The sequence below is a fragment of the Mycobacterium sp. IDUB_28 genome (assembly GCF_055419285.1).
Genome location: NZ_JBVAXK010000001.1, coordinates 1 through 25,927, shown reverse-complemented (window position 1 = coordinate 25,927; position 25,927 = coordinate 1). Strand labels below are relative to the sequence as shown.

Below are 25,927 nucleotides of genomic sequence, written 5' to 3'. Positions count from 1 at the left end.
CGATGCGGCGGATCGATCCTACGGCGCGGGCCGTGCAGCGAGGTTGACACTCCGCGGCAGCCCGAGTTAATTGACCTGCATGACAGATGTTGCACCGAACTCCCCGGCCGATGTCGTGACCGGGATGTGGCAGGCGCTTTCGCGGCGGGACTGGGATGCGGTCAAGACCTTCCTGGCCGAGGACTGTCTCTATGTCGACATGCCGGTACCCGCGGTGTCGGCCCGCGGTCCGGCCGACATCGTGACTCGGCTCAAGATCGGGCTGGCGGACCTGGCGGCGTACGAGAACCACGACGGCGTGCTGGTGTCCAACGGTTCCGATGTGATCTACGAGCACTCCGAGACCTGGACGTTCCAGAGCGGTGAGCAGGGCACCCTGAGATTCGCCACCGTGCACAAGGTGCAGGACGGCAAAATCACTGTGTGGAAAGACTATTGGGACATGAACAGTCTGGTCGCGTTCGCGCCGCCCAATCACTTCGAGAAGCTCGCCGGTGGCGACACATCCTGGATTTTCGACGCCAGCGCCCTGGTCTAGCCCGCCGAAAAGCCGCTGGCGAGCCGGTAGATGCGCGCGGCGTTGAGGTGACTGATCAGGTCGACCACCCGGATGGCCTCCGCCTCGCCCCAGTCCCCGGCCTGCACGAATTCATCCAGCACTCGGTGAATGCCGTTGCGCCACAACGCAGCACCGAGGAAATGCAGTTCGGCGGGACCGAACCCGTCCGATGAGTACAGGATCTTGCGGAACGGCGCCAGCTCCAGCAGTCGGGCGATGAACGCGGGCGCCCGGGCGCCCAGCTGGTTGATGCTCAAGCCGCCGTCGACGTAGACGTTGTTGAACGCCTGGGCCAGGTAGCCGGCTTCGCGTTCGTAGGGATAGCAGTGCAGCAACACGATCGGCGTCGTCGTCCCCGAATCCCGCAGGAAGTCCAACAGGTACAGCGGATTGGACTTGTGCAGGTCGCAGTCTCGGTCACCGAGCCCGACGTGCAACTGCAGCGGCTTGCCCAGCCGCAGCGCCTGGTGCAGGCCGAAACGCAGCAGCACCGGATCGCTCACCCGGGTGCCGCCGACGTCGCGCCAGCGCCGAGCCGCCTCGGCTACCAGCGCGGCCGGTGGATCGCTCAGGTCGCGGTCGAATCCGCCCCGGTAGGCCAGGATGGACTTGGTGCCCACCGCGCCGGCAACACGCTGGTGCAGGATCTCCTCGAACGCCGCCGCATAGTCGCCGGCGGCCTGCGCTGCCTGTTCGGCGACCTGCTCCAGGCGCACCACCTCGTAGGCGCGCCGCCCCGACCATTGGCTCAGTTGGGAGACGTCCGTCACGTCGCTGCCGCCGAAACCGGTGTCCACCAGCCAGCTGCGCACGCCCGCCGCGGGCAGGAACAGCCGGGCCAGTTCGTCTTCGCGGAGTTGGCTGCGGCTGCGCCAGTATTGCTCGGCGTCAACGTGTCTGGGCAGGCCGAGGATGGGGGCGCAATGGTTACGCACGGCGAAGCCCAGCTGGGTGTCGAAGCCGGAGTCGAAGTCGGCCAACGGTTCGGTGTTGGCTTCGTTGAGGGCGTTCTCGAACCGCCGCCGGTCCCCGGTGGTCAGCCAGCAGCCGTGCACATGCTGATCGATCAGTGCGACCTCGCTGATGTGGTGCGCCAGTGCGGAATCCGACGGTGTGGTCACAGGCTCCACGCCATCCGGAACCTGTCGGCCAGCGTCGCCGGGTCCAGGCCGCCGTATCGGTGGTGCTCCATTCGGCGGACCGCGACCACCGCATCGATCACCGGATCGCCCAGAATTCGCCGCAGCAGGGCCGAATCATTAAGGGCGGTAATCGCTTCGGGCTGCGTGTCCGGCAGCAGCAGGATGCCGGCCGCCGTCCGGTCGGCTTCGGACAACGCCGCCGGGTCCACCGTGGTTTCCGGCGACAACGGCGCACCGGTGTCCAGGCCGTCGAGCGCGAGCCCGAGGATCGCGGCGCAGGCCAGATACGGGTTGGCCGACGGGTCGACGATCTTCACTTCCACGTTGCCGCCATCGGGGTCGGCGGGGCTGGATTGGATGAATCGCACTGCAGCTTCCCGGTTCTCGATGCCCCAACAGACATAGGCACCGGCCCAGTTGCCGGGGCGCAGGCGCTGCCCGGACACGATCGATCCGCACAGAATGCCCTGCGCCTGCGGCAGCCCACGCAACACCCCGGCCACCGCGGCCTGCCCGGGCGCCGTCATGCCGCCGGTGCCGTCGGAGAACAGCGGACCTTCCGAGGTGCGCAACGAGAAGTGTTGGTGGGCGCCCGATCCCACACTGCCCGCGAACGGTACCGGCGAAAGGCTGACCCGCAGCCCGTGCCGGCGCGCGGCACGGCTGACGACGATGCGCAACAACACCAGTTGGTCGGCGGCGGTCACCGGCGACTGCGGCGCCAATGAGATCTCGAACTGGTTGGCGCCGTATTCCGGGTGGAATTGCTCGATGACGACGCCGGCCAGGTTGGCCGCAGCGGTGACGTCGCGCACGAAAGCCTCGTGCTCGAGGACCCCGGCCAGGCCGTACTGGGCCCACAGCGTGGCCGGCAGCCGACCGCCGTCGCTGTCGACCAGCAGGAACTCGAGTTCATGACCCACCGTCGCCTCGACGCCGGCTGCGCTGAGTGCGGCCTCGATGCGTTGCAGCGTGCCGCGCGCGCACTGCGCTACGGGGGTGCCGTCCTGTTCGAAGAAGCCGGCCGGGGCCCACGCCAAACCGTCGCCGAGGATGCGCAGAGCGGACAGGTCGATGCGCAGTCGCTGGTCCCCGACCACGCCGACGGCGTCGGTGAACGCAATGCCGGTCTGGTCGATGGCGAAGGCGTGCCAGGACGGCCCGGCGCCCAGGCCCGGATCGGCGAATGTGTTGGTACGCCTGATCGGAACGGTCTTGGCATGGGTGAGCCCGGCGGGGTTGACCACCGTGCCGATGACCGTGTCCACGCCCTCTGCCTCGAGTTGGGCGATCGCCGCGGCGGCCAGCGGGGTGGCCTCGGAAGGTGGCGGAGACGTGATCAGGCCCTGCTGGGCAGGGTCAGCCGGCACGCCTGACCGATGTCCAGGGTCCGCAGCACCCGTCCCATGCCTACCCACAGCGCGCACGAGATGGCCAGATCGGCCAGCAACTCCGCACTGAAGTGGTCCTCGGCCCGGTTCCAGAAATCTTCGTCGTCGCGCAGCGCGGTGTGATCGGTGGAGAAGCGGTGCGCGAACTCGGCCGCCAACCGCTCCTGCGCGCTGTAGCCGGGCCAGGTGCGCCACTCGGCGGCATGGTCGTAGAGCGCTTCGTCCACACCCGCTGCGGGGCCGTCGGCGTCGCGGGTGTTGGCGCACACCGTGCACTCGTTGTTGGCGGCGATCACCGCGCGCGCGATTTCGCGGGTGCGCAGCGGCAGCCTGTTGGCGGTGTAGACCGCGTGGCTGAAGTTGGCCATTGCGCCGCCGAGTTCCGGGGATTTCTGAATCCAGCCGGCCACGTCGTCGTCAGCGAAAGTTCCGATTCGGCTCATGGCGAGATGGTACGCCGGGCGGACCGGCTGCTCACGTTGCGGCCCGCGGCATCGCCACCGTGGGTGCGTCGGCATGCCAATCACGCTGTGCGATAACGCGATAGGCGATGCGACTCAACGCGGCTTCCACCTCGCGGCGGTCGGGGCGGCCGGCGAATCCGGCCGATCGGGACAGTTTGTCGACGATCCAGGCCAGCAGCAGTGAGTAGACGTAATCGACCTGCTGTACGCCGGCCGGAGTCAGGCTGAGCCGGTCGCCGTCGCGCACCACGTAACCGCCGGCGGCCAGCCGCGCGAAGGTGGGTTCGAGGACTTCGAACGGAATGTTCAGCGTCTCGCCCATGTCGGTGAGCCGGGCCGCGCCGAAGAACTGTTGATAACGGTTGATGCGCAACACCGCCCACAACCCGGCGACGTCGAGGCGGCAGTCGGGCCGCATCGCGATACTGCGCAGCCGCATGCCCGATTCGCCGCGCAGCACGCGGGCCACTGCGTTCTCCAACAGCTGTTCGGGTGTCTCGGAGGTGGGCATGGCGAAGCCGTCGCCGAGATCGGCCGCGCTGGTGTGGATGTCACGCAACGGGACTTCGCGCAGGAACAGCGCCAGCACGAAACCCGCCGCGGCCACCGGCGCCGCGCAGAGGAACACCTGAGACAGCGACTCCGCGTAGGCATGCACGATCGGCGCCATCACCGCAGCAGACTGGCGATGCAGGGCCGCCGGTGAACTGACCTCGTCCGGCGAGATCCCGCCGGCCGCGGTGGCCGGCCCCAGTCGGGCGTTGAGGAAGTTGACGAACAGCGAGCCGAAGATGGCTGCCCCGAACGAGCTTCCGATGGTGCGGAAGAAGCTCACCCCCGAGGTGGCCACGCCGAGGTCCTCGAAGTTCGAGGTGTTCTGCACCACCAGCACCAGCACCTGCATGGACAGGCCGATGCCGGCGCCCAGGATCAGCAGGTACACCGACTGCAGCACCGCCGGGGTGGCACCGTCCATCGTCGACATCAGCAGGAACGCGATCGTCATCAGCGCGGTGCCGACGACCGGGAAGATCTTGTACCGACCGGTGCGGCCCACCAGCGTTCCGCTGCCGGTGGAGGTGATCAGCATGCCGACCACCATCGGCAGGGTGCGCAGCCCCGACGTGGTCGCCGAGACGCCGTTGACGTACTGCATGAACGTCGGCAGGAACGTCATCGCACCCAGCATCGCGAACCCGACGACGAAGGACAGCGCGCAGCAGACGCTGAAGACGGGGCTGGCGAACAGCCGCAACGGCAGAATCGGTTGGGGTGCGCGGCTTTCCACCCACGCGAAAACACCCAGAGCCAGCACCGCGCCGACGAACAGCCCGATCACCGGCGCCGATCTCCACGGGTAGACGGTGCCGCCCCAGCTGGTGGCCAGGGTCAGCGCGGCCGCGCCCACACCGATGAACACGATCCCGGCGTAGTCGACGACGGGCCGCGTCGCGGCGGCCAGCGCCGGGATGGCCGCAGCCGCCACGCAGATCACCACCACCGACACCGGCAGGTTGATCCAGAACGCCCAGCGCCAGCTCAGATAGTCGGTGAAGTAGCCGCCCAGCAGCGGGCCGACGACTGTGGTCACCCCGAAAACGGCCCCCAGGATGCCCTGGTACCGGCCCCGGTCGCGCAGTGGGACCACTTCCCCGATCAGGGCGCTGGCGGTGACGGTGATAGCGCCGCCCCCGATGCCCTGCAGCGCCCGTGCGCCGACCAGCATGGTCATCGAGTGCGCCAGTCCGCACAGCACCGACCCGGCCACGAAGAACAGCACCGCGACGACGAAGACCCGCTTGCGGCCGAACAGGTCACCGAGCTTGCCGACCAGCGCGGTGACGATGGTCGAGGCGAGCAGGTAACTGGTGACCACCCACGACTGCCGGCCGGCGTCCCCGAGGTCGGCGACGATGGTCGGCAGCGCCGTCGCGACGATGGTCTGATCCAGGGCGGCAAGCAGCATGCCGAGCAGAACCGCCAGGAAGATGAAGTTGCGCCGCCGCGCGGTGAGCAGCGGGCCGCTGGGGGCGAAATCGGTCGACGGGTCCGTGACCGCTGCGCGCGGGGTTGTCATGACCACCTTCCGGTCCCGGTCTGTGACCGCCGATCACCCCGCGGCGTGTCGAGCCGGCGTCAGCTGGGCGGACGGGAGACGCACTGGGCGGAGTACAGCTCCTCGCCGAGCTTGTCCATCAGCTCCAGCTGAGTCTCCAGGTAATCGACGTGCGATTCCTCGTCAGCCACGATTCCTTCCAGCAGGGCCGCACTGGTGCTGTCCTGCTTCTCGCGGCACATGATGATGCCCGGTTTGAGCCGGTTCAACACCTCGTACTCGATGGCGAGGTCGGCTTCGAACTGCTCGCGCAGCGTCTGGCCGATCCGCAACGAGAAAATGCGCTGATAGTTCGGCAGGCCGTCCAGCAGCAGAATGCGGTCGGTGATCGCCTCGGCGTGCCGCATTTCGTCGAACGATTCCGCGCGGGTGTGCTTAGCCAGCTCGGTGAAGCCCCAGTTGTCCTGCATCTTGGAATGCAGGAAGTACTGGTTGATGGCGGTGAGTTCGCTGGTCAACTGTTCGTTGAGCAGCCGCAGAACGTCGGGATCGCCTTGCATGCTCACTCCTCAGGGGTGAAGTCGGTCATGTCGGCCGCAGGCGGCTGGGCTGGAGCGCGCCATACGGGGTCAGCAGCAGCTTTGCGTGCCGACCTCGAATCTAGTGCAATATCCGCAAGTCAGGACACCCTTCGTCGCTCCCGCGGCGTGGCGGCCAAGCCGAAAATCGGCGAGCTTAACCTAAGTTAGGTTAGACTTCACTAACCACCTTAGGTTAGACTGTGCTAATTATGCGGCTCAATTCTCCGGCGCTGTCTGCGGCAACCTTGCGGGTTTGCTGATGTACGTCTGCCTGTGCGTCGGAGCCACCAATCAGACCATTTGTGACGTCGTCGCGCGGGGTGCGTCGACGTCGAAGGAAATCGCCGCAGCATGTGGGGCGGGCGGGGATTGTGGCCGCTGCCGGCGGACCCTCCGGGCGATCCTGGCCGCGGCCACCACGCTCGATCCGGCCGCGGCCGTCGGTTAGCTCCGCTTCCGGTCGCTGAAATCGGCCAGCGCCGCGGCGTTCGCCTGCTGCCCCATCAACTCCGCGAAATGCGCGTTCTCCCGCGCCGTCGCCGCAGCGATCTCGGCGCGTAGCGGTTCGACCATGGTGTGCTTGACCGCCATCAGGCTGGAGATCGGCCGGGCGGCAAGCACCTCAGCGTGCCGCCGGGCCTCGGCCAGCAGGTCGTCGGGCGCGCAGACCCGCCAGACCAGCCCCATCCGCAACGCCTCCGCGGCATCGACCCACTCCGACGACATCAACAACCAGGCCGCGTTCTGCCGGCCGACGAGTTGCGGCAGCAGGTAGGACGAGGCCGCCTCGGGCGCCACGCCCAGGCTGGTGAACGGGCACTTGAGCCGGGCTGTGGACGCCATGAAGGCCAGGTCGGCATAGCCCAGGATGGTGGTGCCGATGCCCAACCCGACGCCGTTCACCGCGCAGATCAGCGGTTTGGGAAACGCGGTGAGCGCCTCGATCAGGCCGCGGAAACCGTAGGTGCCCTCCTGGAACTCCGGATCGGTGATGCGCGCCTGCATCTCGGCCAGGTCGGTGCCGGCGCTGAAGCCGCGACCCGCGCCGGTCAGCAGGACCACTGCCACCTCGGGATCCTCGGCGGCGTCGATCAGCGCCTGGGCGGTGGCGTCGTAAAGCGCTTCGTTGAACGCGTTGAGTGCTTCGGGCCGGTTCAGCGTGAGAGTGCGGACGCGGTTCTGATCATCGATGAGCAGCACGGCGCCACCCTAACCGTTGCCGTAGACGCGGGTCGGTCCGATCAGCACCACCGCGCGCCGCTCCCGTGCCATGGTCGCGTCGTATTCTGCCCAGTTGTCGTGGGTACCGCCCGCCGCGGCGAACACGTCGCGCAACAACGACGCCAGCAGCTGCTCGGTCAGCCACGGCTGCGGGTCGTCGGGGCCGGCCAGTTCAGCGCGGCCTTCGACCGTGGCCCACCGCCAGCCGTCGCGGAAGGTGACGGCCAGCTGCGGACGGACCCGCAGGTTGGCCAGTTTGACCTTGCCGTAGGTGGTGAAGCCCAGCACCGGCTCGCCGCCGGTGGGATGTGGCAACAGGCCCACGTTGACCAGCGAGGCCTGCACGGTGCCGTCGGCGCGGCCGGTTGAGATCACTGCCAGCCCGCGTTCGACCGTGGCCAGCGCCACCGCCTCCTCGAGTGTCGTCATGCGTGCTCGTCCTTCCGGAATGGCGACTTCATCACGTAGCGGCTGGTGGGCACGGTGTCGATGTTCTGGTTGGCGCCGAATGCGGCTGTGCTGGCGACCATTCGGCCTAACCGATGCTGCAGATCCGCGTCGTCGGCAGCACCGAAGAACGCCTTGAGGTCGGAGACGGCCTCGGCCGGGAACAACTCCTCGACGATGGCGGCGATGTCCGGCGCGTCCGGGGTGATTGCGCGCACCACCCAGTTCTGGGTGTAGCCGAAGGTCGACTGGGTCTCGATGGCGACCGGGGTGTGGTCGAGTTGCCAGCGGTCCAGCCACGTGGCCACCTCCAGTTCGGCGGGCCGGCGCAGCAGTGCGATGTTGGCCAAACCTGTTGTCCGAGCGCCGGGTTGGTGAACGGGGCCGGGCAGCGGAACCGACTCGGTGACCAGGTAGGCCGCCAGCCGGTCGCATTCGCCGCCCAGCACCCGCAGGGCCGCGGTCACCTGCTCGCCGTAGCACTGCTGGGTCCAGAGGCTCACCACCACGGCGACCGGCGGATCCAGCGTGGTGAGCGTCATCAGCGAGTCGCGCACTGCGCTGTCGCGCACATTGATCGACAACCCCGGCACACCGAGCCGCAACAGTTGGTCGGCGACCGGCCCGCGCTGCCGCGCGCACCACTGGTCGTCGGCTTCGGCGCGCATCAGGACAACGATGACCTTCTCCATAACGGACGAACCTACAAGCGCGGGTCCACCAGCCGTACCTGGTGTTCGCTGTCGACCAATGCGCCGATGACTGCGGCCAGCCGCCGGTAGGACTGTTCGCCGCCGCGGGCGGCACGAAACACCAGGCCGATGCGCCGACCAGGGCGCGGCGGCGCGAAGTAGGCCAGGCCGAGCCGGTTGCGGGCGGCTTCGACCGGTGCGGCGGTCTGCGGGATCAGCGTCACCCCCAGTCCCCCGGTCACACACTGCACCGCCGTCGCCAGCGACGCCGCACGGGTGTCGGCGAGCTCGGTCTGTGCTCCCGCCTGCCGGCAGGCCTCGAGGGTCTGGTCCCGCAGGCAGTGGCCCTCGTCCAGCAGCAGCAGCGGCAGCTCGGCGAGGGTGGCCGCGGGCACCCGCCGCTTACCGGCCAGGCGGTGCCCGGGCGGCAGCGCCAGGACGAAATCCTCGTCGTAGATCGGGATCTCGATGAGGCCGGCGGCTTCGGCGGGCAGTGCGATCAGCGCGGCGTCCAGCGTGGCATCGCGGAGCAACGTCAGCAACCGGTCGGTCTGGTCCTCAACCACCTGCAGGGTCAAGTCCGGCAGTTCGCGGGGCAGGCCCGCGAAGATGGTCGGCAGCACGTAGGGCGCGACGGTGGGGATCAGGCCCAGGCGCAGGCGGCCCCGCAGCAGATCCGACGCGCCTGCGGCTGCATTGCCGAACGCGTCTGCCGCATCGACCACGGCCTGCGCGTACGGCAACAGTGTGGTGCCCTCTGCGGTCAGGAAAACGCGTCGGGTGGAACGCTCCACCAGGCGGACGTTCAACCCGGCCTCCAGCGCCGCCAAGGCCTGCGACAAGGTGGACTGGCTCACCCCGAGAAGCGTTGCCGCACTGCTGAAATGCTGCTTTCCGGCCACCGCGGTGAAGGCCCGTAACCCGGCCAGGGTGGGCTGGAAACTCTTATCGGTCATGCCTATCAATGTAGTGCGACATATCACCTTTACTTCACACAGAACTCCAGGCACCATGAGGGAGACGGATAATCTTGATTGAGTCCAAAAAGGAGTGCACGCATGTCCCTGTTGACCATCGGCGACCAATTCCCCAGCTACCAGCTGACCGCGTTGGTCGGCGGCGATCTGTCCGAGGTCGACGCCAAGCAGCCCGGCGACTACTTCACCACCGTGTCCAGCGACGACTACCCGGGCAAGTGGCGGGTCGTCTTCTTCTGGCCCAAGGACTTCACCTTCGTGTGCCCGACGGAGATCGCGGCATTCGGCAAGTTGAACGACGAGTTCGCCGACCGCGACACGCAGGTACTCGGCGTCTCGGTGGACAGCGAGTTCGTGCACTTCCAGTGGCGAGCTCAGCACGAGGACCTGAAGAAACTGCCGTTCCCGATGCTCTCGGACATCAAGCGCGAGCTCGTCGAAGCCACCGGCGCGCTCAATGCCGACGGCGTCGCGGACCGGGTGACGTTCATCGTGGACCCCAACAACGAGATCCAATTCGTTTCGGTCACCGCCGGATCGGTCGGCCGCAACGTCGACGAGGTGCTGCGGGTGCTTGACGCGCTGCAGTCCGACGAACTGTGTGCCTGCAACTGGCGCAAGGGCGACCCGACGCTGGACGCCGGCGAACTGCTCAAGGCCTCGGCATGAGCATCGAAAACCTCAAAACCGCCCTGCCGGAGTACGCGAAGGATCTCAAGCTCAACCTGGGCTCCATCGCGCGCAGCACCGTCCTGGACGGCGAGCGACTGTGGGGTACTTTGCTGGCCAGCGCGGCGGCAACGCGAAACGCCCAGGTGCTGGCCGAGATCGGCGCCGAAGCGCGCGAACAGCTCTCCGCCGAGGCCTACCAGGCCGCGCTGGGCGCCGCGTCGATCATGGGCATGAACAATGTGTTCTACCGGGGGCGCGGATTCCTCGACGGCCAGTACGACGACCTGCGGCCCGGCCTGCGGATGAACATCATCGGCAATCCCGGGGTGGCCAAGGCGAACTTCGAACTGTGGTCGTTCGCGGTGTCCTCGATCAACGGGTGTCCGCACTGCGTGGTCGCTCATGAGCACACCTTGCGCGAGACCGGGGTGGGCCGCGAGGAAATCCTGGAGGCGTTGAAGGTGGCCGCGATCGTGGCCGGCGTGGCGCAGGCACTCGACACGGCAGCCACCCTGGCCGCCGTCGGGTGACCGTAGTGTCGTAGGCATGCCCTCCTGGACCGAGCACGTGATCTGGTGGCAGGTCTACCCGCTGGGCTTCGTCGGAGCGTTTCCCGCTGACCAGCCGCCGGACCCGGCCGAGCACCGGCTGCGGCGGCTGGTCGACTGGTTCGATCACGCCATTGAACTCGGCGCCTCCGGGGTCGCGCTGGGTCCGGTATTCGCTTCGCGCACACACGGTTACGACACCACCGACCATTACCGCATCGACCCCCGGCTCGGTGACGACGCCGACTTCGACCACCTCGTCGCAGAGGCTCACCGCCGCGGTCTGCGGGTGCTGCTCGACGGCGTGTTCAACCACGTCGGCGCCGACTTCGTCGGCCCCGCCGGCTGGTTGAGCGGCGGCACGTTCGAAGGCCACTCCGAGCTCGTCGCGTTCGACCACAGCAATCCCGAGGTTGCCGACTACGTGGTCAAGGTGCTGGCGCACTGGCTGCAACGCGGTGCCGACGGCTGGCGGTTGGACGCGGCTTACGCCGTACCGCAAGACTTCTGGGCACGTGTGTTGCCCAGGGTGCGGGACCGCCACCCGGACGCGTGGTTCGTCGGCGAGCTCATTCACGGTGACTATGCGGCGGTGGTCGAGGCGGCCCGGTTCGATTCGGCCACCCAGTACGAGCTGTGGAAAGCGATCTGGAGCAGCCTCAACGACGGTAACTTCTTCGAACTGGACCATGCGCTGCAGCGGCACAACGTGTTTCAAGAGACTTTCGCGCCGTTGACGTTCGTCGGCAACCACGACGTGACCCGGATAGCCAGCCGGCTCGAGCGTCCCGAACACCTGGCGCAGGCGCTGGCGATCCTGTTGATGATCGGCGGGGTGCCCAGCATCTACGCCGGCGACGAGTTGGGCTTGCGCGGCGTCAAAGAGGAGCGCCGTGGCGGCGATGACGCCGTGCGCCCAGAATTCCCCGCTCCCCCAATGACATTGGCTGAACCGGACGTTCAGATCTGGGAGTTGCACCGATATCTGATCGGGCTGCGCAGGCGCCACCCTTGGCTGCATTCCGCGACGACCACCGCGGTGCAGCTGGCCAACCGGCATTACGTGTTCCAGACCCGCCGCGGCGATGACGCCCTGCTGGTCGCACTCAACATCGACGACGAACCACTCGAGCTCGCGCTGCCGGACCTGGGTGCCGCACAGGCGCAGGTGATCGCGGGCTCCACGGCACCCGAGGACCACGTCACCCAGCAGTTGGTGGTCGAGGCCCACGGCTGGCGGATCCTGCGGCCGTTCTAACCCAGCCGGACCACCGTCTGCTCGTCCTCGTCGCCGCCGTAATACTTCTCGAGCAGCGAGCGGAAGTCTTCGTTGTCGTCAGTGGCACGGGCGAACAACGTCATCGACGATTTGAGCTTGAGATCGTCGGGCCGGCCGAAGATCTGCACGGCCGACCGGTCCGGCACCTGGTTGACCAGTCGCACACATTCGCGCAGCCGGGGACCCAGCAATTCGTGTGCCAGATAGGCGCGGGCCTCTGCCAGCGAGACGATGCCGTAGTGCTGGGCCATCGGACTGCTGCCCAGCCCGCGCAACTGCGGGAACACGAACCACATCCAGTGACTGCGTTTGCGACCCGCACGCAACTCGTCGACGACCTTGTCGTACACGCCGGCCTGCGCGTCCACGAACCGCTGTAGATCGAACGCCATGACTTCACCCTGATTGAATGACCTGATGGCGGTCAAGCGGCAAGTCCCCAAGATCCGCGACCTGGCGCCCCTGGTGCAATTCAAGCGGCCCCAGTTCGACCGCACCAAGCGGCGTCTGGACGCCGCCCTGACCATCGAGGATCTGCGGCGCATCGCCCAACGACGAACCCCGAAGGCGGCGTTCGACTACACCGACGGTGCGGCCGAGGAGGAAGTGTCGCTGCGCCGGGCTCGGCAGGCGTTCCGCGACATCGAGTTTCACCCCACGATCCTGCGCGACGTCAGCAACGTGACCGCCGGCTGGAACGTGCTGGGCGGACCCACGGCACTCCCGTTCGGGATCGCGCCGACCGGATTCACCCGGCTGATGCACACCGAGGGGGAAGTCGCCGGAGCGCGCGCGGCGGCCGCGGCCGGCATCCCGTTCGCCATGTCGACCCTGGCCACCTGTTCGATCGAAGACGTCGTTGCCGCTGTTCCACAGGGCCGCAGATGGTTTCAGCTGTACATGTGGAAGGACCGGGAACGTTCGGTTGCCCTGGTCCGGCGGGCCGCCGACGCGGGTTTCGACACCATGCTGGTCACCGTGGACGTTCCGGTCGCCGGGGCGCGGCTGCGCGATGTCCGCAACGGCATGTCGATCCCGCCCGCGCTGACGTTGCGCACCGTGCTCGACGCGGTGCCGCATCCGCATTGGTGGTTCGACCTGCTCACCACCGAGCCGTTGTCATTCGCCTCCCTGGATCGTTGGCCGGGCACCGTGGGCGACTATCTGAACTCCATGTTCGATCCCAGCGTGACGTTCGACGATCTGGACTGGATCACGTCGACCTGGCCGGGAAAACTCGTCGTCAAGGGGATCCAGACCCTCGAAGACGCGCGCGCGGTGGTCGACCGCGGGGTGGACGGCATCGTGTTGTCCAATCATGGTGGCCGCCAACTCGATCGGGCCCCGGTGCCGTTCCAGCTGTTGCCGACGGTGGCGCGCGAGTTGGGCCGGGACACCGAGATCCTGCTGGACACCGGGATCATGTCCGGCGCCGACATCGTCGCCGCGGTCGCACTCGGGGCGCGCTGCACCCTGATCGGTCGGGCGTACCTGTACGGGTTGATGGCCGGCGGTGAGGCCGGTGTGCGGCGCGCCATCGAGATCCTGGAAAGCGGTGTGCTGCGGACCATGGCGCTGCTGGGCGTCACCTGCCTCGAGGAGCTTTCCCCCACGCATGTGACGCAGCTCTACCGCTAGCGCGCGCGGCCGGGGGAACAAACACCGGCCGGTCAAGGTTGAGCCGAACAGACTTAACCTTTGGAGGAATGGATGTCTGAATCCAAGTCAATCCCGGTGCTGTTCGTGACCGACACGATCGTGCTGCCCGGGATGGTGGTGCCGATTGCGTTGGACGACGCCGCACGCACCGCTGTCGACGCCGCCCAGGCCGGCGACGCGCGTGAGCTGCTGATCGCGCCGCGGCTGGCCGACCGCTACCCGTCCCACGGCGTGGTCGCGAAGATCCTGCAGGTCGGCCGCGTTCCCGGGGGCGGCACTGCGGCCGTGGTGCGCGGTGAACGCCGCGCGCACATCGGCGCCGGGACCACCGGTTCGGGTGCCGCGCTGTGGGTCGAGGTGAGCGAGGTGCCCGATGCGGAGGTGACCGACGAGGTCAGGGAACTGGCCGCGGAATACAAGAAGCTGCTGCTGGCCATGCTGCAGCGACGCGACGCCTGGCAGATCGTCGACTACGTGAACAGCCTGACCGACCCGTCGGCGCTGGCCGACACTTCCGGCTACGCGTCCTACCTGTCCGACGTGCAGAAACGCCAGTTGCTGGAAACCGTGGACGTGGCCGAACGACTGCGCGTGCTGATCGACTGGACCAGCGAACACCTGGCCGAAGTCGAGGTCAACGACAAGATCGCCGAGGACGTGCGCGACGGCATGGAGAAGACGCAGAAGGAGTTCCTGCTGCGTCAGCAACTGGCCGCCATCCGCAAGGAACTGGGCGAGGGTGAACCGGACGGATCAGAGGACTACCGGGCCCGCGTCGAGGCCGCCGACCTGCCCGAGAAGGTGCGGGAAGCCGCTCTGCGCGAGGTCGGCAAGCTGGAGCGGTCCAGCGACCAGAGCCCGGAAAGCGGCTGGATCCGCACCTGGCTGGACACCGTGCTGGAGCTGCCGTGGAACGAGCGCACCGAGGACTGCACCGACCTGGCGGCTGCCCGGGAGATCCTGGATGCCGACCACCACGGGCTGGACGACGTCAAGGACCGCATCGTCGAATATCTGGCGGTGCGCACCCGCCGTGCCCAGCGCGGACTGCAGGTAGTGGGCGGCCGCGGCTCCGGTGCGGTGATGGTGCTGGCCGGTCCCCCCGGGGTCGGCAAGACGTCGCTGGGCGAGAGCGTCGCGCGGGCGCTGGGCCGCAGGTTCGTGCGCGTCGCCCTGGGCGGAGTGCGCGACGAGGCCGAGATCCGCGGGCACCGGCGCACCTATGTGGGTGCGCTGCCGGGCCGCATCGTGCGGGCCATCGGTGAGGCGGGATCGATGAATCCCGTTGTGCTGCTTGACGAAATCGACAAGGTGGGCTCCGACTACCGCGGCGACCCGAGTGCGGCGCTGCTGGAGGTGCTGGACCCCGCGCAGAACCACACCTTCCGCGACCACTACCTGGATTTGGATCTGGACCTGTCCGACGTGGTCTTCCTGGCGACCGCCAACGTGATCGAGAACATCCCGTCGGCGCTGCTGGACCGGATGGAGCTGGTGCAGATCGACGGCTACACCGAGGACGACAAGGTCGCGATCGCCCGCGACTACCTGCTGCCCCGGCAGCGGGACCGGGCGGCGCTGACCGAGGACGAGGTCGTGGTCACCGACGCCGCACTGCGCAAGATCGCCGCCGACTACACCCGCGAACCGGGCGTGCGGCAGTTCGAACGGCTGCTGGCCAAGGCGCTGCGCAAGGTCACCACCAAGCTGGCCGAGGATTCGTCGGCGATCACCGTCGACGAGCCCGATCTGGTTGGCTACCTGGGCCGTCCGCGGTTCACGCCGGAGTCGGCCGAACGCACCGCGGTGCCCGGCGTGGCGACCGGCCTGGCGGTCACCGGGCTGGGCGGCGATGTGCTCTACATCGAAGCCGGGGCCACCGACGGTGAACCCGGATTGCAGTTGACGGGTCAGCTGGGTGAAGTGATGAAGGAATCGGCGCAGATCGCGTTGTCCTACGTGCGTTCGCACGCAGCAGAACTCGGTGTCGACCCCGCGGTGCTCGACGGCCGCATCCACGTACACGTGCCGGCCGGTGCGGTGCCCAAGGACGGCCCGTCCGCCGGGGTCACCATGGTGACGGCGCTGGTGTCGATGGCCACCGGGCGGCAGGTCCGCTCCGACGTCGGCATGACCGGCGAGGTCACGCTGAACGGCCGGGTGTTGCCCATCGGCGGTGTCAAGCAGAAGCTGCTGGCCGCCCAACGTGCCGGTTTGTCAACCGTTTTCATCCCGGTGCGCAACGAGCCGGACCTGGATGACGTGCCGGCCGAAGTGCTCGAGACGCTGACTGTGCTGCCGATGACCGACGTGGCCGACATCGTCGCCGCGGCGCTGGAACCGGCGCGGACGGAGGCGGCAGCGGCCTAGTGCCGCTAGTGTGCACGGATGGCTGCGTTGCTTCGCAAGATGTTCAGGATCGGCAAACTGCCCGCTGACCTGCGGGCAGAGGTCGAAACCGAGAACATCATCCACCTGGCCGAGTTCGTCCCGGTCACCCTGCGGTTCACCGGATCGGTGCCCGGCAAGGTGTCCAAGGGCAACGTCCGTAGCTACGCCGGTGCGGTGGCGATCACTTCCCAGCGGGTGCTGGGCACGCTGTCCACGGTGCCAAAGCTGGCAGGGCGCGCCATCGACCTCCGCTGGGACGCCCCCACCGAAGGTCCGGTGCAGGCCGAGATCTGCGCAGCCGGACTGCTGCTCGACGTCGACGTCAGCCAGGTCGATCCCGCGTTCTCCGGCAGGTTGTCGCTCAACTACAAGACCGCGATTCCCGAAGCGGTGCTGACCACCATTCCGCGCCGGTCGCTGTCGTTCAGCGTCCCCCGGGAATGGGTGTTGCGGGTGATCGGCGTCCCCGCTCCGCGACCGGTGTGACCCCGTGGCCTACGACACGCACCTCGCGGACCGGGTCCGCGAACTGGTGGCCACCGAGCCCGCAGTCGACGAAAAACAGATGTTCGGCGGACTGGCGTTCCTGGTCGGCGGGAACATGTCCGTCTGCGTCAGCGGGCAGGGTGGTCTGATGGTGCGGGTGCCTCGGGAGGACACCGACACGTTGCTGGCGCGAGACCACGTCAGCCCGATGGTGATGGCGGGCCGGGAAACGCGCGGTTGGGTGCTGGTGTCACCCGATGGCGTGAAAACCAAACGCCAACTACAGAATTGGGTTGTCCGCGGGGTGAAATACGCTCGCAGCCTGCCGCGCAGGTAACCGGGTCGGTTTGCCCGGTGTCGGTGCGGGTACGCCCCGCCCATGGACGACCCCGCGCCACAGGTACGACGGCTGCTCAGGGTCGCCGGGATCACCTTTGCGGCGGAGGCGGGCGTCCGGCTCCGGGACCAGCCCATGCCGTTGTTCCAGCTGCTGGTGCTGTGCATGCTGGCCAGCAAACCCATCGACGCCGCGATCGCGATGCGGGCCGGTCGCGAATTGTTCGACGCCGGTTTGCGCACCCCGAAGGCCGTGCTGGCAGCCGACCGCAGGACGATGATCAGGGCCTTCGGTCGCGCCCGCTACGTCCGGTATGACGAGAGTTCGGCCACCAGGCTCACCGTCATCGCCGAGCGGGTGCGCGACGAATTCGGCGGCGATCTGCGTGACCTGGCTGTCCGCAGCGCCGAGAACCCGGTCGAAGCTGCACGAATGCTGAAGCAGTTCAAAGGAATCGGCGACACCGGTGCCGACATCTTCTTGCGCGAGGTGCAGGACGTGTGGACCTGGGTGCGACCGCATTTCGATGCCCGGGCCCTGGCTGCGGCAGAGGCGTTGAACCTGCCCACCGATCCGGTGAAACTTTCCGCGCTGGCGCCGCGCAGCAACGCCAAACTGGCGGCGGCGCTGGTGCGGGTGTCGCTGGACGACGACGTGCGCCACCAGGCGGCCGGTTGACGGTACGGATCGGCACCTCCGGGTGGTCCTATGACCACTGGACCGACGTGCTCTACCCATCCCGGTTACCGGCCGCGCGTCGATTGGCTCGGTATACCGAGGTCTTCGACACCGTCGAGTTGAACGCCAGTTTCTACCGCTGGCCCAAGGATTCGACGTTCGCCGGGTGGCGTGAGAGGTTGCCCGACGGCTTCACCATGACGGTCAAAGCCCATCGTGGACTGACCCACTACCGGCGGCTCGCCTCGCCGGAACCGTGGATCGAACGCTTCGAACGCTGCTGGCAGCTACTGGGTGATCGGCGTGGGGTGCTGCTGGTCCAACTCCATCCCGAGCAGCAGCGTGACGATGCTCGACTGGACTCATTCCTGCGCCTGGTGCCCACACCGGTTCGGGTGGCCGTCGAATTGCGTCACCCCTCCTGGGCCGCCCCCGAGGTGTATGCGCTGCTGGAACGGCACCACGCCGCCTACGTGGTCATGAGCGGCGCCGGGCTGGCAAGTGTCCGGCGCGCCACCACCGACTTCGTCTATATCCGCTTGCACGGGCCCGAACCGGCCTCGATGTACACCGGTTCCTACACCGCGGCCGATCTGCGCGACTGGGCCGGCCGCATTCGCGCCTGGGACGGCGAAGGCCGCGATGTGTGGGTGTATTTCAACAACGACCTCGGTGGTCACGCCGTCCGAAACGCGTTGTCCTTGCGCGAGTTACTGAGCTGATCCGTCGATGACATCGGGCGGGTGTTGCGACTGCAGACGTTCACGCTCGGCGCGGCGGCGCTTGACCCGCAGTCGCGCGTCGGCGGGCAGCGTGACCAGTTCGTCGCAGAGCAAGTAGTGCGCGTCGTCGACGGTGTCGATCACATCTGCCGCCACTCGCCGAGATGCCAACTCGTGCACGGCCATGCGGAACTCATGGGTGAACCGCATGGTGGTGTCGTGGGCAAGTTCCCGCGAAGTGCGGGCGCTGTCGGCCACCCGCTGGGACACCGATGCGGGCGGGTCGACGGCCGCAGCGGTGGCGTCGGCGGCCGCAGCCGCCGCAGTCAGCAACAGTCCCGGGTCGTCGCCGAACGTCGGGCAGGCCAGTTCGGCTTCGCCGGGGCCCCGGTGCTCCAGGTGGGCGACCAGGCTATCGAGGGCGGCGGCCGCTGTCGGCGACAACGCCCGGATGCTGCCGACGTTGCCCTGACGGGCCAGCGCGCACAACGGCGGGTCGGCCCGCAACAGCGCCGCCAGTGCGGCGGTCTCGGCCGCCACGCGGCCACTCTCGACGATCATCCCGATGCCGGACACGCGCGAAGCTGCCCGGGTGTGCTCGAGCGTGGCCGCGGTGACGCCGGAGTCGATGACCCACAGTCCGGTCAGGATCCAGCCCTGGTGAATGCGGTCGCGCAGCAGCCGCAACCGGACTTCCAGGGCGGCGTCACTCAGCGCAGCCAGTTCCGCCGGTCCGGCGTGCTCGGTCGCTGCGGCGGCGACGTAGGCCTGGGTGTCGGCCCGCAGGTGGCGCAGCAGGGCGACCGAGCGCGCGGTCGCCACCGCCTTGCCGACGGGCCCGGCTGAGGGCGGGTCTGCGCCCGGCAGCAGATCGGCGGCCCGGTCACCGAGGGCACGCTGGGCGATGGCGCGCTCGTCCCAGCCGGGCAGCTGAGTGGCGGCGACGATGTTGGCCGATACCCCGATGTAGGGGCGGTGGCCGAACACCGCTATCGCCCGGTTGGACCACTCCTCGGCGAACTCCTCGCCCAGTGCCAGCGCCCGGCCCATGGCCTGCGCGGCGCCGCGTAGGCCGGCTAGCTGCACGTCCAGCGTGAGCGGGGTGAGCGGTCCGGGAAGTGCCTCGGCCAGGTCGGTCGCGCTGAAGATCGGAAACCGAGGATCGATGCGGTCGTCGAACTCCCCTTCCAGCCCGTCGGGCATTACCGCGCGGCTGTCCTGGGCCGGACGCGGCCGCGGCGGCGTCTCGACCGGCAGCGCCAGTGAGGGCGAGGCGCACACGGCGCCGTCGGGGTCGAGTCTGCGACCGGTCAGGCCCCGGCCGGTGTCCAGCACCGCGTCGTTAGCCCGCCAGCCGTATTCGAAATCCCAATCCTCCTGCACCGTGGCGATATTCAGCTCGGGAAGCAGGTCGTCCCAACCCGGCACCCCGTGCAGCCGCAGCCGCGGGTTGACGGATCTGATCGCCCGCCACGCGGTGATCACGTTGGTGGTGTCCGGAGTGGCCAGATCGACCACCCCGGTGCGGTCGGTGCCGACCGCCAGCACCAGGAATCGGACCAGGTCGTCGAGGTGCAGCACCCGCATCGGACGGGCCGAAACCTTGCTGCGCATCAGGGTGGCCACTGTCCGGCACACCATCCAGTCCAATTGGCGGCCAACCGGTGGGGCGATGCGGACGACGAGGCTCGGTGCCCAGCCGGTGGATACCAGCTGCTCAGCCGGGCGGTACAGCTCAGACCGCCCGGCGGCCTGTGACACCAACAGCAATCGCGCCCCCGCCTGGGCCGCGGCATGCGCCACATGTGCGACGCCGGTGAGGCCGGCGGCGCCCGGCGCGCTGGGGTCGACCGGGGCGAGATGGATCACGACGTCGGCTTCAGCTGCCAACTCCGCCAGCACCGGGTGACGCAGCGGCGCGCGAACGAATTCGACGTCAGGCTCCAGGGCGGGGTGTGCGCGGGTGGCGATGCCGCTGACGGTATGTCCGGCGGCCAGGAGCTGGCGTGCGACCAACCGCCCTACTGTGCCGACTGCGTCGGTAAGCAGTACGTGCACGTGGCGTCACCTCCCCCAGCGTGTATCTAACGACAATAAGCACGTCAACCATGGTTGCGCAGAATTGAGTCACTAACGTGACCGCGGTGGGTCAACGCAGCGTCGCCGTGCCGTCGGCAGCGACGATGACCTTGGCTCCCGCAATGTCGTCGCGCACGGTCGCCGCGGCGGTGTCCGGATCGGTGATGACCGCCAGCACCCGCGCCTGGTCGGGCGTGCGTACCGCCAGAAAGGCCCGCTCGGGTCGTCCGTCCCGATCGAACGGCGTGGTCCACGCTTCCAGGGTGCCGACACCCTCCCATTCGACCGGCCCCACCGTGGTGGGCTCCCGGTCCACCGCCGGTTGCACGTCCTCGTAGCGAAACTCCGTCGGTGGTTCGGTGCCGTAGACGCCGAAGCTGTGCTTGGTCAGGTAGCCGCCGTTGGCGGTGATCAGTCCGCGTCGACCGGGGTTCGCTGTCAGCAGCTCGGCCATGGTCGCAATCGAATGAGTGACGTAATTGCTCCATGGTCCGCCGGCGAACGTCAGACCGCCGGTGACCGTGAGCGGCCGGGCGGGATCGTCGGTGGCCAGCCCCAACTCGTTCGCCGCGACCTGTACCGCGGACGGGAAGCACGAGTACAGATCGACGTAATCGAGGTCGTCGATGCCCAGCCCGGCCAGCTCCAGCGCGCTGGCACCGCCGATCCGGATCGCCGGCGAACGGTGCAGTTCACCGCGCTCAGCGATGGCCGATGTGTCGTGCGCGTCGGTACCGGACTGCGGGTACACCCACCGCTCGGGCGGGACCCGTAGGCGTTGCGCCTGTTCGACGGAGGTCAGGATCAGCGCGGCGCCCTGGTCGACCATGTTGTTGGAGTTCATCAACTTGGTGTACGGCCAGCTGATCATCCGGTTCGCGGGGCTGGGTTCGCGGATTTCCTCAGCGGTCACCGCCCGCCGGATCCAGGCGTGGGGATTGTCGACCGCGACTGCATTGAAGCGCGCCCACAGTTCACTGACCCGTCTGCTGTGCTCCTCGACCGATTCGCCGTTGGCGATGCGCAGCGACTGCTCGAACAGTGGATACACGTAGGCGGGCCGGTCCAGCTTGATCCGGATTTCGGCGTCGCCGGCCATCGGGACGTCGTCGCCGGCGATCTCGGGCATCGGCACGGAGTTGTCCTGCTCGGTCCACACCAGCCGGCGGCCCTGCTTCTTCAGCGCGTTGCGGGTGCGCCAGGTCTCCGCCGCGGAGATCAGCACCACCCCGGCCCGGCCCTGCTGAATGTCCAGGCACGCCCGGTTGACCAGCGACTGCGGGGTGTTGCCGCCGACGCTGCTGTAACCGGCCGCGAAGTCGGCCAGGCCGAGCCGCTCGCCGAGCAGCCGGCCCGGGTTGCGGTAGTGCGCCGACAACATGTGCACTACCCGAATGGCGTCGACAGCGTCGATGACGTGCTGGTCAGCGGCGTTGTGGACCGCCTTGACCATCAGGTCCAGCGGCTCGATGGACGGCTTGTCGGGGTCGACGTCGTCGCGGTGGTTGACCTGGCCGTAGCCGATCAGCACCGGTGTCCTGGGATCCACGGGCATGAATCGAACCTATCGTGAGGCCTGCGCCCGCCGCTTCCGATGTCGGGCAGGCAGCCGAGCGATCGCTACACGGGGACGCGACGGTACCGCACTTCGGCCACCGGCCGGTCCCCGTAACTCTCGGTGCGAGATGCCCCGTCCGGCTGCCAGCCGTCGCGCGCATAGAAGCGGCGCGCGCGGACGTTGTCCCGCAGGACCCACAGCGCCGCGCCCTCGACTCCCAGCCCCCGCAGCCGGTCTCGCCCCGCGCCGATCAGCAACCGGCCGATACCGGTGCCGAAGCAGTCCGGGTCGACGTAGATCGCCATCAGCTCACCGAAGTTCGGCAGGTCCTCCTCCCGGCACAGGCCGATGGTGACCAGACCGCAGATGGCGTCGTGCTGCACGGCGACCAACGTGACCGGCACGCCGATTCCGGGTCGGCCGAAGTCGTATCGGCGGGCCCGTGCCTCCGGTGTGAGGCTGTCGAGATAGTCCTGCGCAATCAGACCCCGGTAAGCGGATTGCCAGGCCCGCACGTGCACCCGTGCCACGGCCTCGGCGTCCGCTGCAACGGCGGTGCGTACCTCCGTCATCGGTGCCATTATCCAGCGGTTTACCGTGTACGCATGGCAGACACGGCATCGATCGGTGTGAAGGTACAGGGCAAAGTCATAGTTATCACCGGCGGTGCTCGGGGAATCGGCTTGGCCACCGCCACCGCGCTGCACAAGCTGGGCGCCAAGGTCGCCATCGGCGACATCGATGAGACCACGGTCAAGGAGTCCGGGGCCGACCTTGGTCTGGAGGTGTACGGCAAGCTCGACGTCACCGACCAGAACTCGTTCTCGGATTTCCTCGACCAGGTCGAGCGCCAACTCGGGCCGATCGACGTGCTGATCAACAACGCAGGCATCATGCCGGTGGGCCGGATCATCGACGAGCCCGACGCCGTCACCCGTCGCATCCTCGACATCAACGTCTACGGGGTGATACTCGGCAGCAAGCTGGCCGCTCAGCGGATGGTGCCGCGTGGGCACGGCCACGTCATCAACATCGCTTCGCTGGCCGGTGAGATGCACATCGTCGGGCTGGCCACCTACGTCGCCAGCAAGCACGCGGTGCTGGCGTTCACCGACTCGGCGCGGCTCGAGTACCGCGCCGCCGGGGTGCACTTCTCCGCAGTGCTGCCGACATTCGTCAACACCGAACTCACCGCCGGCACTTCCGGCGCCAAGGGCTTCCGCAACGCCGAACCGGCCGAGATCGCCGACGCGGTGGTGGCGTTGGTGGCCAAGCCCAGACCGCGGGTGCGGATCACCAAAATGGCCGGCGCGATGGTGGTGTCGCAGAAGTTCTGGCCACGCCGCGTGGCCGAGGGCCTTAACCGCCTGATCGGCGGTGATCACGTCTTCACCGACGACGTGGACGTGGAAAGCGCAAGGCGTACGAGGCCCGCGCGCGCGGCGAAGACTGAGACGCCCTTAGACGCCGTTCATCCGCGCCGGGAAGAATCGGCCGGATGAGTCCAGAAACCGCAACGAAGACCGAGCCCGCGCCCCTGACCGACGACGACCTGGCCCTCATCGACGCGTACTGGCGAGCCGCCAATTATCTGTCCGTCGGCCAGATCTATCTGCTGGACAACCCCCTGCTGGCCGAACCGCTGTCCGCGGAACACGTCAAACCACGACTGCTCGGCCACTGGGGCACCACACCGGGGCTCAACCTGCTCTACGTCCACCTCAACCGCATCATCCGGGACCGCGACGCCAACGTCATCTACATCACCGGCCCGGGCCACGGCGGTCCCGGGTTGGTCGCCAACACCTATCTCGAAGGCACCTACAGCGAGGTGTACACCGGGATTGAGGAGGACACCGAAGGTCTGCGCAAACTGTTCCGGCAGTTCTCTTTTCCCGGCGGCATTCCCAGCCACGTCGCGGCACAGACGCCGGGGTCGATCCACGAAGGTGGCGAACTCGGCTACGCGCTGGTGCACGCCTTCGGGGCGGCGTTCGACAACCCCGACCTGGTGGTGGCCTGCGTGATCGGCGACGGCGAGGCCGAGACCGGTCCATTGGCCGCCGGTTGGCACTCCAACAAGTTCCTCAACCCCGTCGTCGACGGTGCGGTGTTGCCGATCCTGCACCTCAACGGCTACAAGATCGCCAACCCGACGGTGCTGGCGCGCATCCCGGAATCCGAGCTCGAGGCGCTGATGCGCGGCTACGGGTACCGGCCGATCACCGTCGCGGGTGACGATCCGGCCGACGTGCATCAGCAACTGGCCGCCGCGTTGGACGATGCCTTCGACTCGATTCGCGCGATCCAGACCGCCGCCCGCAACGGTGAGCAGACCGACCGTCCGGTGTGGCCGATGATCGTTCTGCGCACCCCCAAAGGTTGGACCGGCCCCAAAGAGGTCGACGGGCAGCACGTGGAGGGCACCTGGCGGTCCCATCAGGTCCCGCTGTCCGGCACGCGCGACAACCCCGAGCACCGCAAACAGCTCGAGCAGTGGCTGCGCAGTTACCGGCCCGACGAACTGTTCGACACCGACGGTGCGCTACGGGCTGATCTCAAAGCGATTGCACCACAAGGCGATCGACGGATGAGTGCGAATCCGCACGCCAACGGCGGGCTGCTGCTGCACGATCTGGACCTGCCCGACTTCCGGGACTACGCGGTGGACGTCGAGCGTCCGGCCACCGAGACCCACGAGGCAACCCGAGTGCTCGGCAACTTCCTGCGTGACGTGATCACCCGTAACCTCGACCGCTTTCGGATGATGGGTCCCGACGAGACCGCGTCCAACCGGCTGAGTCCGGTGTTCGAGGCGACCGACAAGGTGTGGCTCTCGGCGACCGGTCCCTACGACGGTCCAGCCGATCATCTGGCTCCCGACGGCCGCGTCATGGAAGTGCTTTCCGAGCACCTGTGCCAGGGGTGGCTGGAGGGCTACCTGCTGACCGGTCGGCACGGGCTGTTCAACTGCTACGAAGCGTTTGTGCACATCGTCGACTCGATGTTCAACCAGCACGCGAAATGGTTGTCCACCAGCCGTGAACTGCCCTGGCGGCGGCCGATCGCCTCGCTGAACTACCTGCTGAGTTCGCACGTGTGGCGCCAGGATCACAACGGCGCCTCCCACCAGGATCCGGGTTTCATCGACCTGGTCGCCAACAAACGCGCCGAGGTGGTGCGGGTCTACCTGCCGCCGGACGGCAACACGTTGTTGTCGGTGGCCGATCACTGCCTGCGCAGTCGTGACTACATCAACGTCATCGTCGCCGGGAAGCAGCCCGCCTTGTCCTATCTGTCGATGGAGGAGGCGATCCTGCACTGCACCCGCGGCGTGGGGATCTGGCAGTGGGCCAGCAGCACGACCGGTGAACCCGACGTGGTGCTGGCGTGTGCCGGGGACATCCCGACGCTGGAGACGTTGGCCGCCGCCGACATCCTGCGCCGCGAGTTGCCCGAGTTGGCGGTGCGAGTGGTGAACGTGGTGGATCTGATGCGGCTACAGCCGGCCTCTGAGCACCCACATGGCATGTCGGACAAGGAGTTCGACGCATTGTTCACGACGGACAAGCCGGTCATCTTCGCCTATCACGGATATCCGTGGCTGATCCACCGGCTGACATATCGGCGCACCAACCACGCCGGGTTGCACGTGCGCGGATTCAAGGAGCGCGGCACCACCACCACCCCGTTCGACATGGTGATGCTGAACGACCTGGATCGTTTCCACCTGGTACTCGACGTGATCGACCGGGTGGACGGATTGGCGATCCGCGCGGCTGAACTACGCCAGCGGATGGTCGACGCGCGACTGTCGGCCCGCATGTATACCCGTGAACACGGCGAGGACGACCCGCAGATCAGTGGCTGGACCTGGCCTAGCGACTGACCCGCGCCCCTAGAAGGGCGGGGGGTCGTCGTCGGGGTGGGGTGGTGGGTGGTTGTCGGCCCAGTGGGTCCAGTCGGTCCAGTTGGTGGTGTGGGTGGT

25 protein-coding genes and 1 pseudogene are annotated in these 25,927 nt (G+C 67.9%); 13 read left to right on the top strand and 13 right to left on the bottom strand.

Going from position 1 to position 25,927, the window contains the following annotated elements:
* Positions 1-79: 79 nt before the first annotated feature.
* Positions 80-538, top strand: a complete 459-nt coding sequence (locus ACZYZ9_RS00130) for a limonene-1,2-epoxide hydrolase family protein (protein WP_463824220.1) — start codon at positions 80-82, stop codon at positions 536-538.
* Here ACZYZ9_RS00130 and ACZYZ9_RS00125 read toward each other — a convergent pair.
* The 5 genes from ACZYZ9_RS00125 to bfr are packed head-to-tail and all read right to left on the bottom strand — an operon-like array spanning position 535 to position 6,172.
* Positions 535-1,680: an amidohydrolase family protein gene (locus ACZYZ9_RS00125; protein ID WP_463824219.1), complete on the bottom strand. Its 1,146-nt coding sequence runs from the start codon at positions 1,678-1,680 to the stop codon at positions 535-537. The two genes, ACZYZ9_RS00130 and ACZYZ9_RS00125, sit on opposite strands and share 4 nt — an antisense overlap.
* Positions 1,677-3,041, bottom strand: a complete 1,365-nt coding sequence (locus tag ACZYZ9_RS00120; RefSeq protein ID WP_463824898.1) for a type I glutamate--ammonia ligase — start codon at positions 3,039-3,041, stop codon at positions 1,677-1,679. The genes ACZYZ9_RS00125 and ACZYZ9_RS00120 overlap by 4 nt, the downstream gene beginning before the upstream one ends.
* Positions 3,041-3,535 carry a carboxymuconolactone decarboxylase family protein gene (locus ACZYZ9_RS00115; RefSeq protein WP_463824218.1) on the bottom strand — a complete coding sequence of 165 codons (495 nt, stop codon included), beginning with the start codon at positions 3,533-3,535 and terminating at the stop codon, positions 3,041-3,043. Before ACZYZ9_RS00115 ends, ACZYZ9_RS00120 begins: the two co-directional genes overlap by 1 nt.
* Positions 3,536-3,566: 31 nt before the next feature.
* Entirely contained in the window at positions 3,567-5,633 is a 2,067-nt protein-coding gene (locus tag ACZYZ9_RS00110) for an MDR family MFS transporter (protein ID WP_463824217.1), read from the bottom strand.
* Between the two features lie 59 nt (positions 5,634-5,692).
* Complete coding sequence (gene bfr / locus ACZYZ9_RS00105) at positions 5,693-6,172, bottom strand: bacterioferritin (RefSeq protein ID WP_463824216.1); 480 nt, start codon at positions 6,170-6,172, stop codon at positions 5,693-5,695.
* Between the two features lie 280 nt (positions 6,173-6,452).
* Here bfr and ACZYZ9_RS00100 point away from each other — a divergent pair, with 280 nt between their 5' ends.
* On the top strand, positions 6,453-6,641 hold the full coding sequence (locus ACZYZ9_RS00100) for a (2Fe-2S)-binding protein (RefSeq protein ID WP_463824897.1): 189 nt from the start codon (positions 6,453-6,455) through the stop codon (positions 6,639-6,641).
* Here ACZYZ9_RS00100 and ACZYZ9_RS00095 read toward each other — a convergent pair.
* From ACZYZ9_RS00095 to ACZYZ9_RS00080, 4 genes are read right to left on the bottom strand one after another with little or no spacing between them, the layout of a single operon-like run.
* Positions 6,638-7,393, bottom strand: coding sequence for an enoyl-CoA hydratase/isomerase family protein (locus ACZYZ9_RS00095; RefSeq protein WP_463824215.1), 756 nt, complete (start codon positions 7,391-7,393; stop codon positions 6,638-6,640). The genes ACZYZ9_RS00100 and ACZYZ9_RS00095 overlap by 4 nt on opposite strands.
* Positions 7,394-7,402: 9 nt before the next feature.
* Positions 7,403-7,843, bottom strand: a complete 441-nt coding sequence (locus ACZYZ9_RS00090; protein WP_463824214.1) for a TIGR03618 family F420-dependent PPOX class oxidoreductase — start codon at positions 7,841-7,843, stop codon at positions 7,403-7,405.
* Positions 7,840-8,553, bottom strand: coding sequence for an EthD domain-containing protein (locus tag ACZYZ9_RS00085; protein ID WP_463824213.1), 714 nt, complete (start codon positions 8,551-8,553; stop codon positions 7,840-7,842). The genes ACZYZ9_RS00090 and ACZYZ9_RS00085 overlap by 4 nt, the downstream gene beginning before the upstream one ends.
* Positions 8,554-8,564: 11 nt before the next feature.
* Positions 8,565-9,509, bottom strand: a complete 945-nt coding sequence (locus ACZYZ9_RS00080; RefSeq protein WP_463824212.1) for a hydrogen peroxide-inducible genes activator — start codon at positions 9,507-9,509, stop codon at positions 8,565-8,567.
* A gap of 102 nt (positions 9,510-9,611) precedes the next feature.
* Between ACZYZ9_RS00080 and ACZYZ9_RS00075 the strand changes: the two genes are divergently transcribed.
* From ACZYZ9_RS00075 to ACZYZ9_RS00065, 3 genes are read left to right on the top strand one after another with little or no spacing between them, the layout of a single operon-like run.
* Entirely contained in the window at positions 9,612-10,199 is a 588-nt protein-coding gene (locus ACZYZ9_RS00075; protein ID WP_463824211.1) for a peroxiredoxin, read from the top strand.
* A complete protein-coding gene (locus ACZYZ9_RS00070) occupies positions 10,196-10,732 on the top strand; it encodes an alkyl hydroperoxide reductase (protein WP_463824210.1) in 537 nt (178 codons plus the stop codon). Before ACZYZ9_RS00075 ends, ACZYZ9_RS00070 begins: the two co-directional genes overlap by 4 nt.
* Before the next feature lie 16 nt (positions 10,733-10,748).
* On the top strand, positions 10,749-12,008 hold the full coding sequence (locus tag ACZYZ9_RS00065; protein WP_463824209.1) for an alpha-amylase family glycosyl hydrolase: 1,260 nt from the start codon (positions 10,749-10,751) through the stop codon (positions 12,006-12,008).
* On the opposite strand, the gene ACZYZ9_RS00060 is transcribed toward ACZYZ9_RS00065, so the two are convergent.
* The gene (locus ACZYZ9_RS00060; protein WP_463824208.1) at positions 12,005-12,421 is read right to left on the bottom strand and encodes a DUF1810 domain-containing protein; all 417 of its coding nucleotides are present in this window, start codon (positions 12,419-12,421) and stop codon (positions 12,005-12,007) included. The genes ACZYZ9_RS00065 and ACZYZ9_RS00060 overlap by 4 nt on opposite strands.
* Positions 12,422-12,446: 25 nt before the next feature.
* Here ACZYZ9_RS00060 and ACZYZ9_RS00055 point away from each other — a divergent pair, with 25 nt between their 5' ends.
* From ACZYZ9_RS00055 to ACZYZ9_RS00030, 6 genes are all read left to right on the top strand, one after another.
* Positions 12,447-13,667, top strand: coding sequence for an alpha-hydroxy acid oxidase (locus ACZYZ9_RS00055; RefSeq protein WP_463824207.1), 1,221 nt, complete (start codon positions 12,447-12,449; stop codon positions 13,665-13,667).
* Between the two features lie 72 nt (positions 13,668-13,739).
* On the top strand, positions 13,740-16,058 hold the full coding sequence (lon, locus tag ACZYZ9_RS00050) for an endopeptidase La (protein ID WP_463824206.1): 2,319 nt from the start codon (positions 13,740-13,742) through the stop codon (positions 16,056-16,058).
* Positions 16,059-16,076: 18 nt separating this feature from the next.
* The gene (locus tag ACZYZ9_RS00045) at positions 16,077-16,565 is read left to right on the top strand and encodes a hypothetical protein (RefSeq protein WP_463824205.1); all 489 of its coding nucleotides are present in this window, start codon (positions 16,077-16,079) and stop codon (positions 16,563-16,565) included.
* Positions 16,566-16,569: 4 nt separating this feature from the next.
* Entirely contained in the window at positions 16,570-16,902 is a 333-nt protein-coding gene (locus tag ACZYZ9_RS00040) for a TfoX/Sxy family protein (RefSeq protein WP_463824204.1), read from the top strand.
* Positions 16,903-16,944: 42 nt separating this feature from the next.
* Positions 16,945-17,580, top strand: a complete 636-nt coding sequence (locus ACZYZ9_RS00035) for an HhH-GDP family DNA glycosylase (protein WP_463824203.1) — start codon at positions 16,945-16,947, stop codon at positions 17,578-17,580.
* On the top strand, positions 17,577-18,302 hold the full coding sequence (locus tag ACZYZ9_RS00030) for a DUF72 domain-containing protein (protein WP_463824202.1): 726 nt from the start codon (positions 17,577-17,579) through the stop codon (positions 18,300-18,302). Before ACZYZ9_RS00035 ends, ACZYZ9_RS00030 begins: the two co-directional genes overlap by 4 nt.
* Here ACZYZ9_RS00030 and ACZYZ9_RS00025 read toward each other — a convergent pair.
* The 3 genes from ACZYZ9_RS00025 to ACZYZ9_RS00015 all read right to left on the bottom strand — a co-directional run bounded on the left by ACZYZ9_RS00025 (position 18,291) and on the right by ACZYZ9_RS00015 (position 22,511).
* The gene (locus ACZYZ9_RS00025) at positions 18,291-20,360 is read right to left on the bottom strand and encodes an NAD-dependent epimerase/dehydratase family protein (protein ID WP_463824201.1); all 2,070 of its coding nucleotides are present in this window, start codon (positions 20,358-20,360) and stop codon (positions 18,291-18,293) included. The genes ACZYZ9_RS00030 and ACZYZ9_RS00025 overlap by 12 nt on opposite strands.
* 91 nt (positions 20,361-20,451) lie before the next feature.
* Positions 20,452-21,936: an acetyl-CoA acetyltransferase gene (locus ACZYZ9_RS00020; protein WP_463824200.1), complete on the bottom strand. Its 1,485-nt coding sequence runs from the start codon at positions 21,934-21,936 to the stop codon at positions 20,452-20,454.
* 65 nt (positions 21,937-22,001) lie between these two features.
* On the bottom strand, positions 22,002-22,511 hold the full coding sequence (locus tag ACZYZ9_RS00015) for an N-acetyltransferase family protein (protein ID WP_463824199.1): 510 nt from the start codon (positions 22,509-22,511) through the stop codon (positions 22,002-22,004).
* Between the two features lie 33 nt (positions 22,512-22,544).
* Here ACZYZ9_RS00015 and ACZYZ9_RS00010 point away from each other — a divergent pair.
* Positions 22,545-23,392 (top strand): annotated as a pseudogene (locus ACZYZ9_RS00010) (SDR family oxidoreductase).
* A 45-nt stretch (positions 23,393-23,437) separates the two neighbouring features.
* On the top strand, positions 23,438-25,828 hold the full coding sequence (locus ACZYZ9_RS00005) for a phosphoketolase family protein (protein WP_463824198.1): 2,391 nt from the start codon (positions 23,438-23,440) through the stop codon (positions 25,826-25,828).
* Positions 25,829-25,927 lie beyond the last annotated feature (99 nt).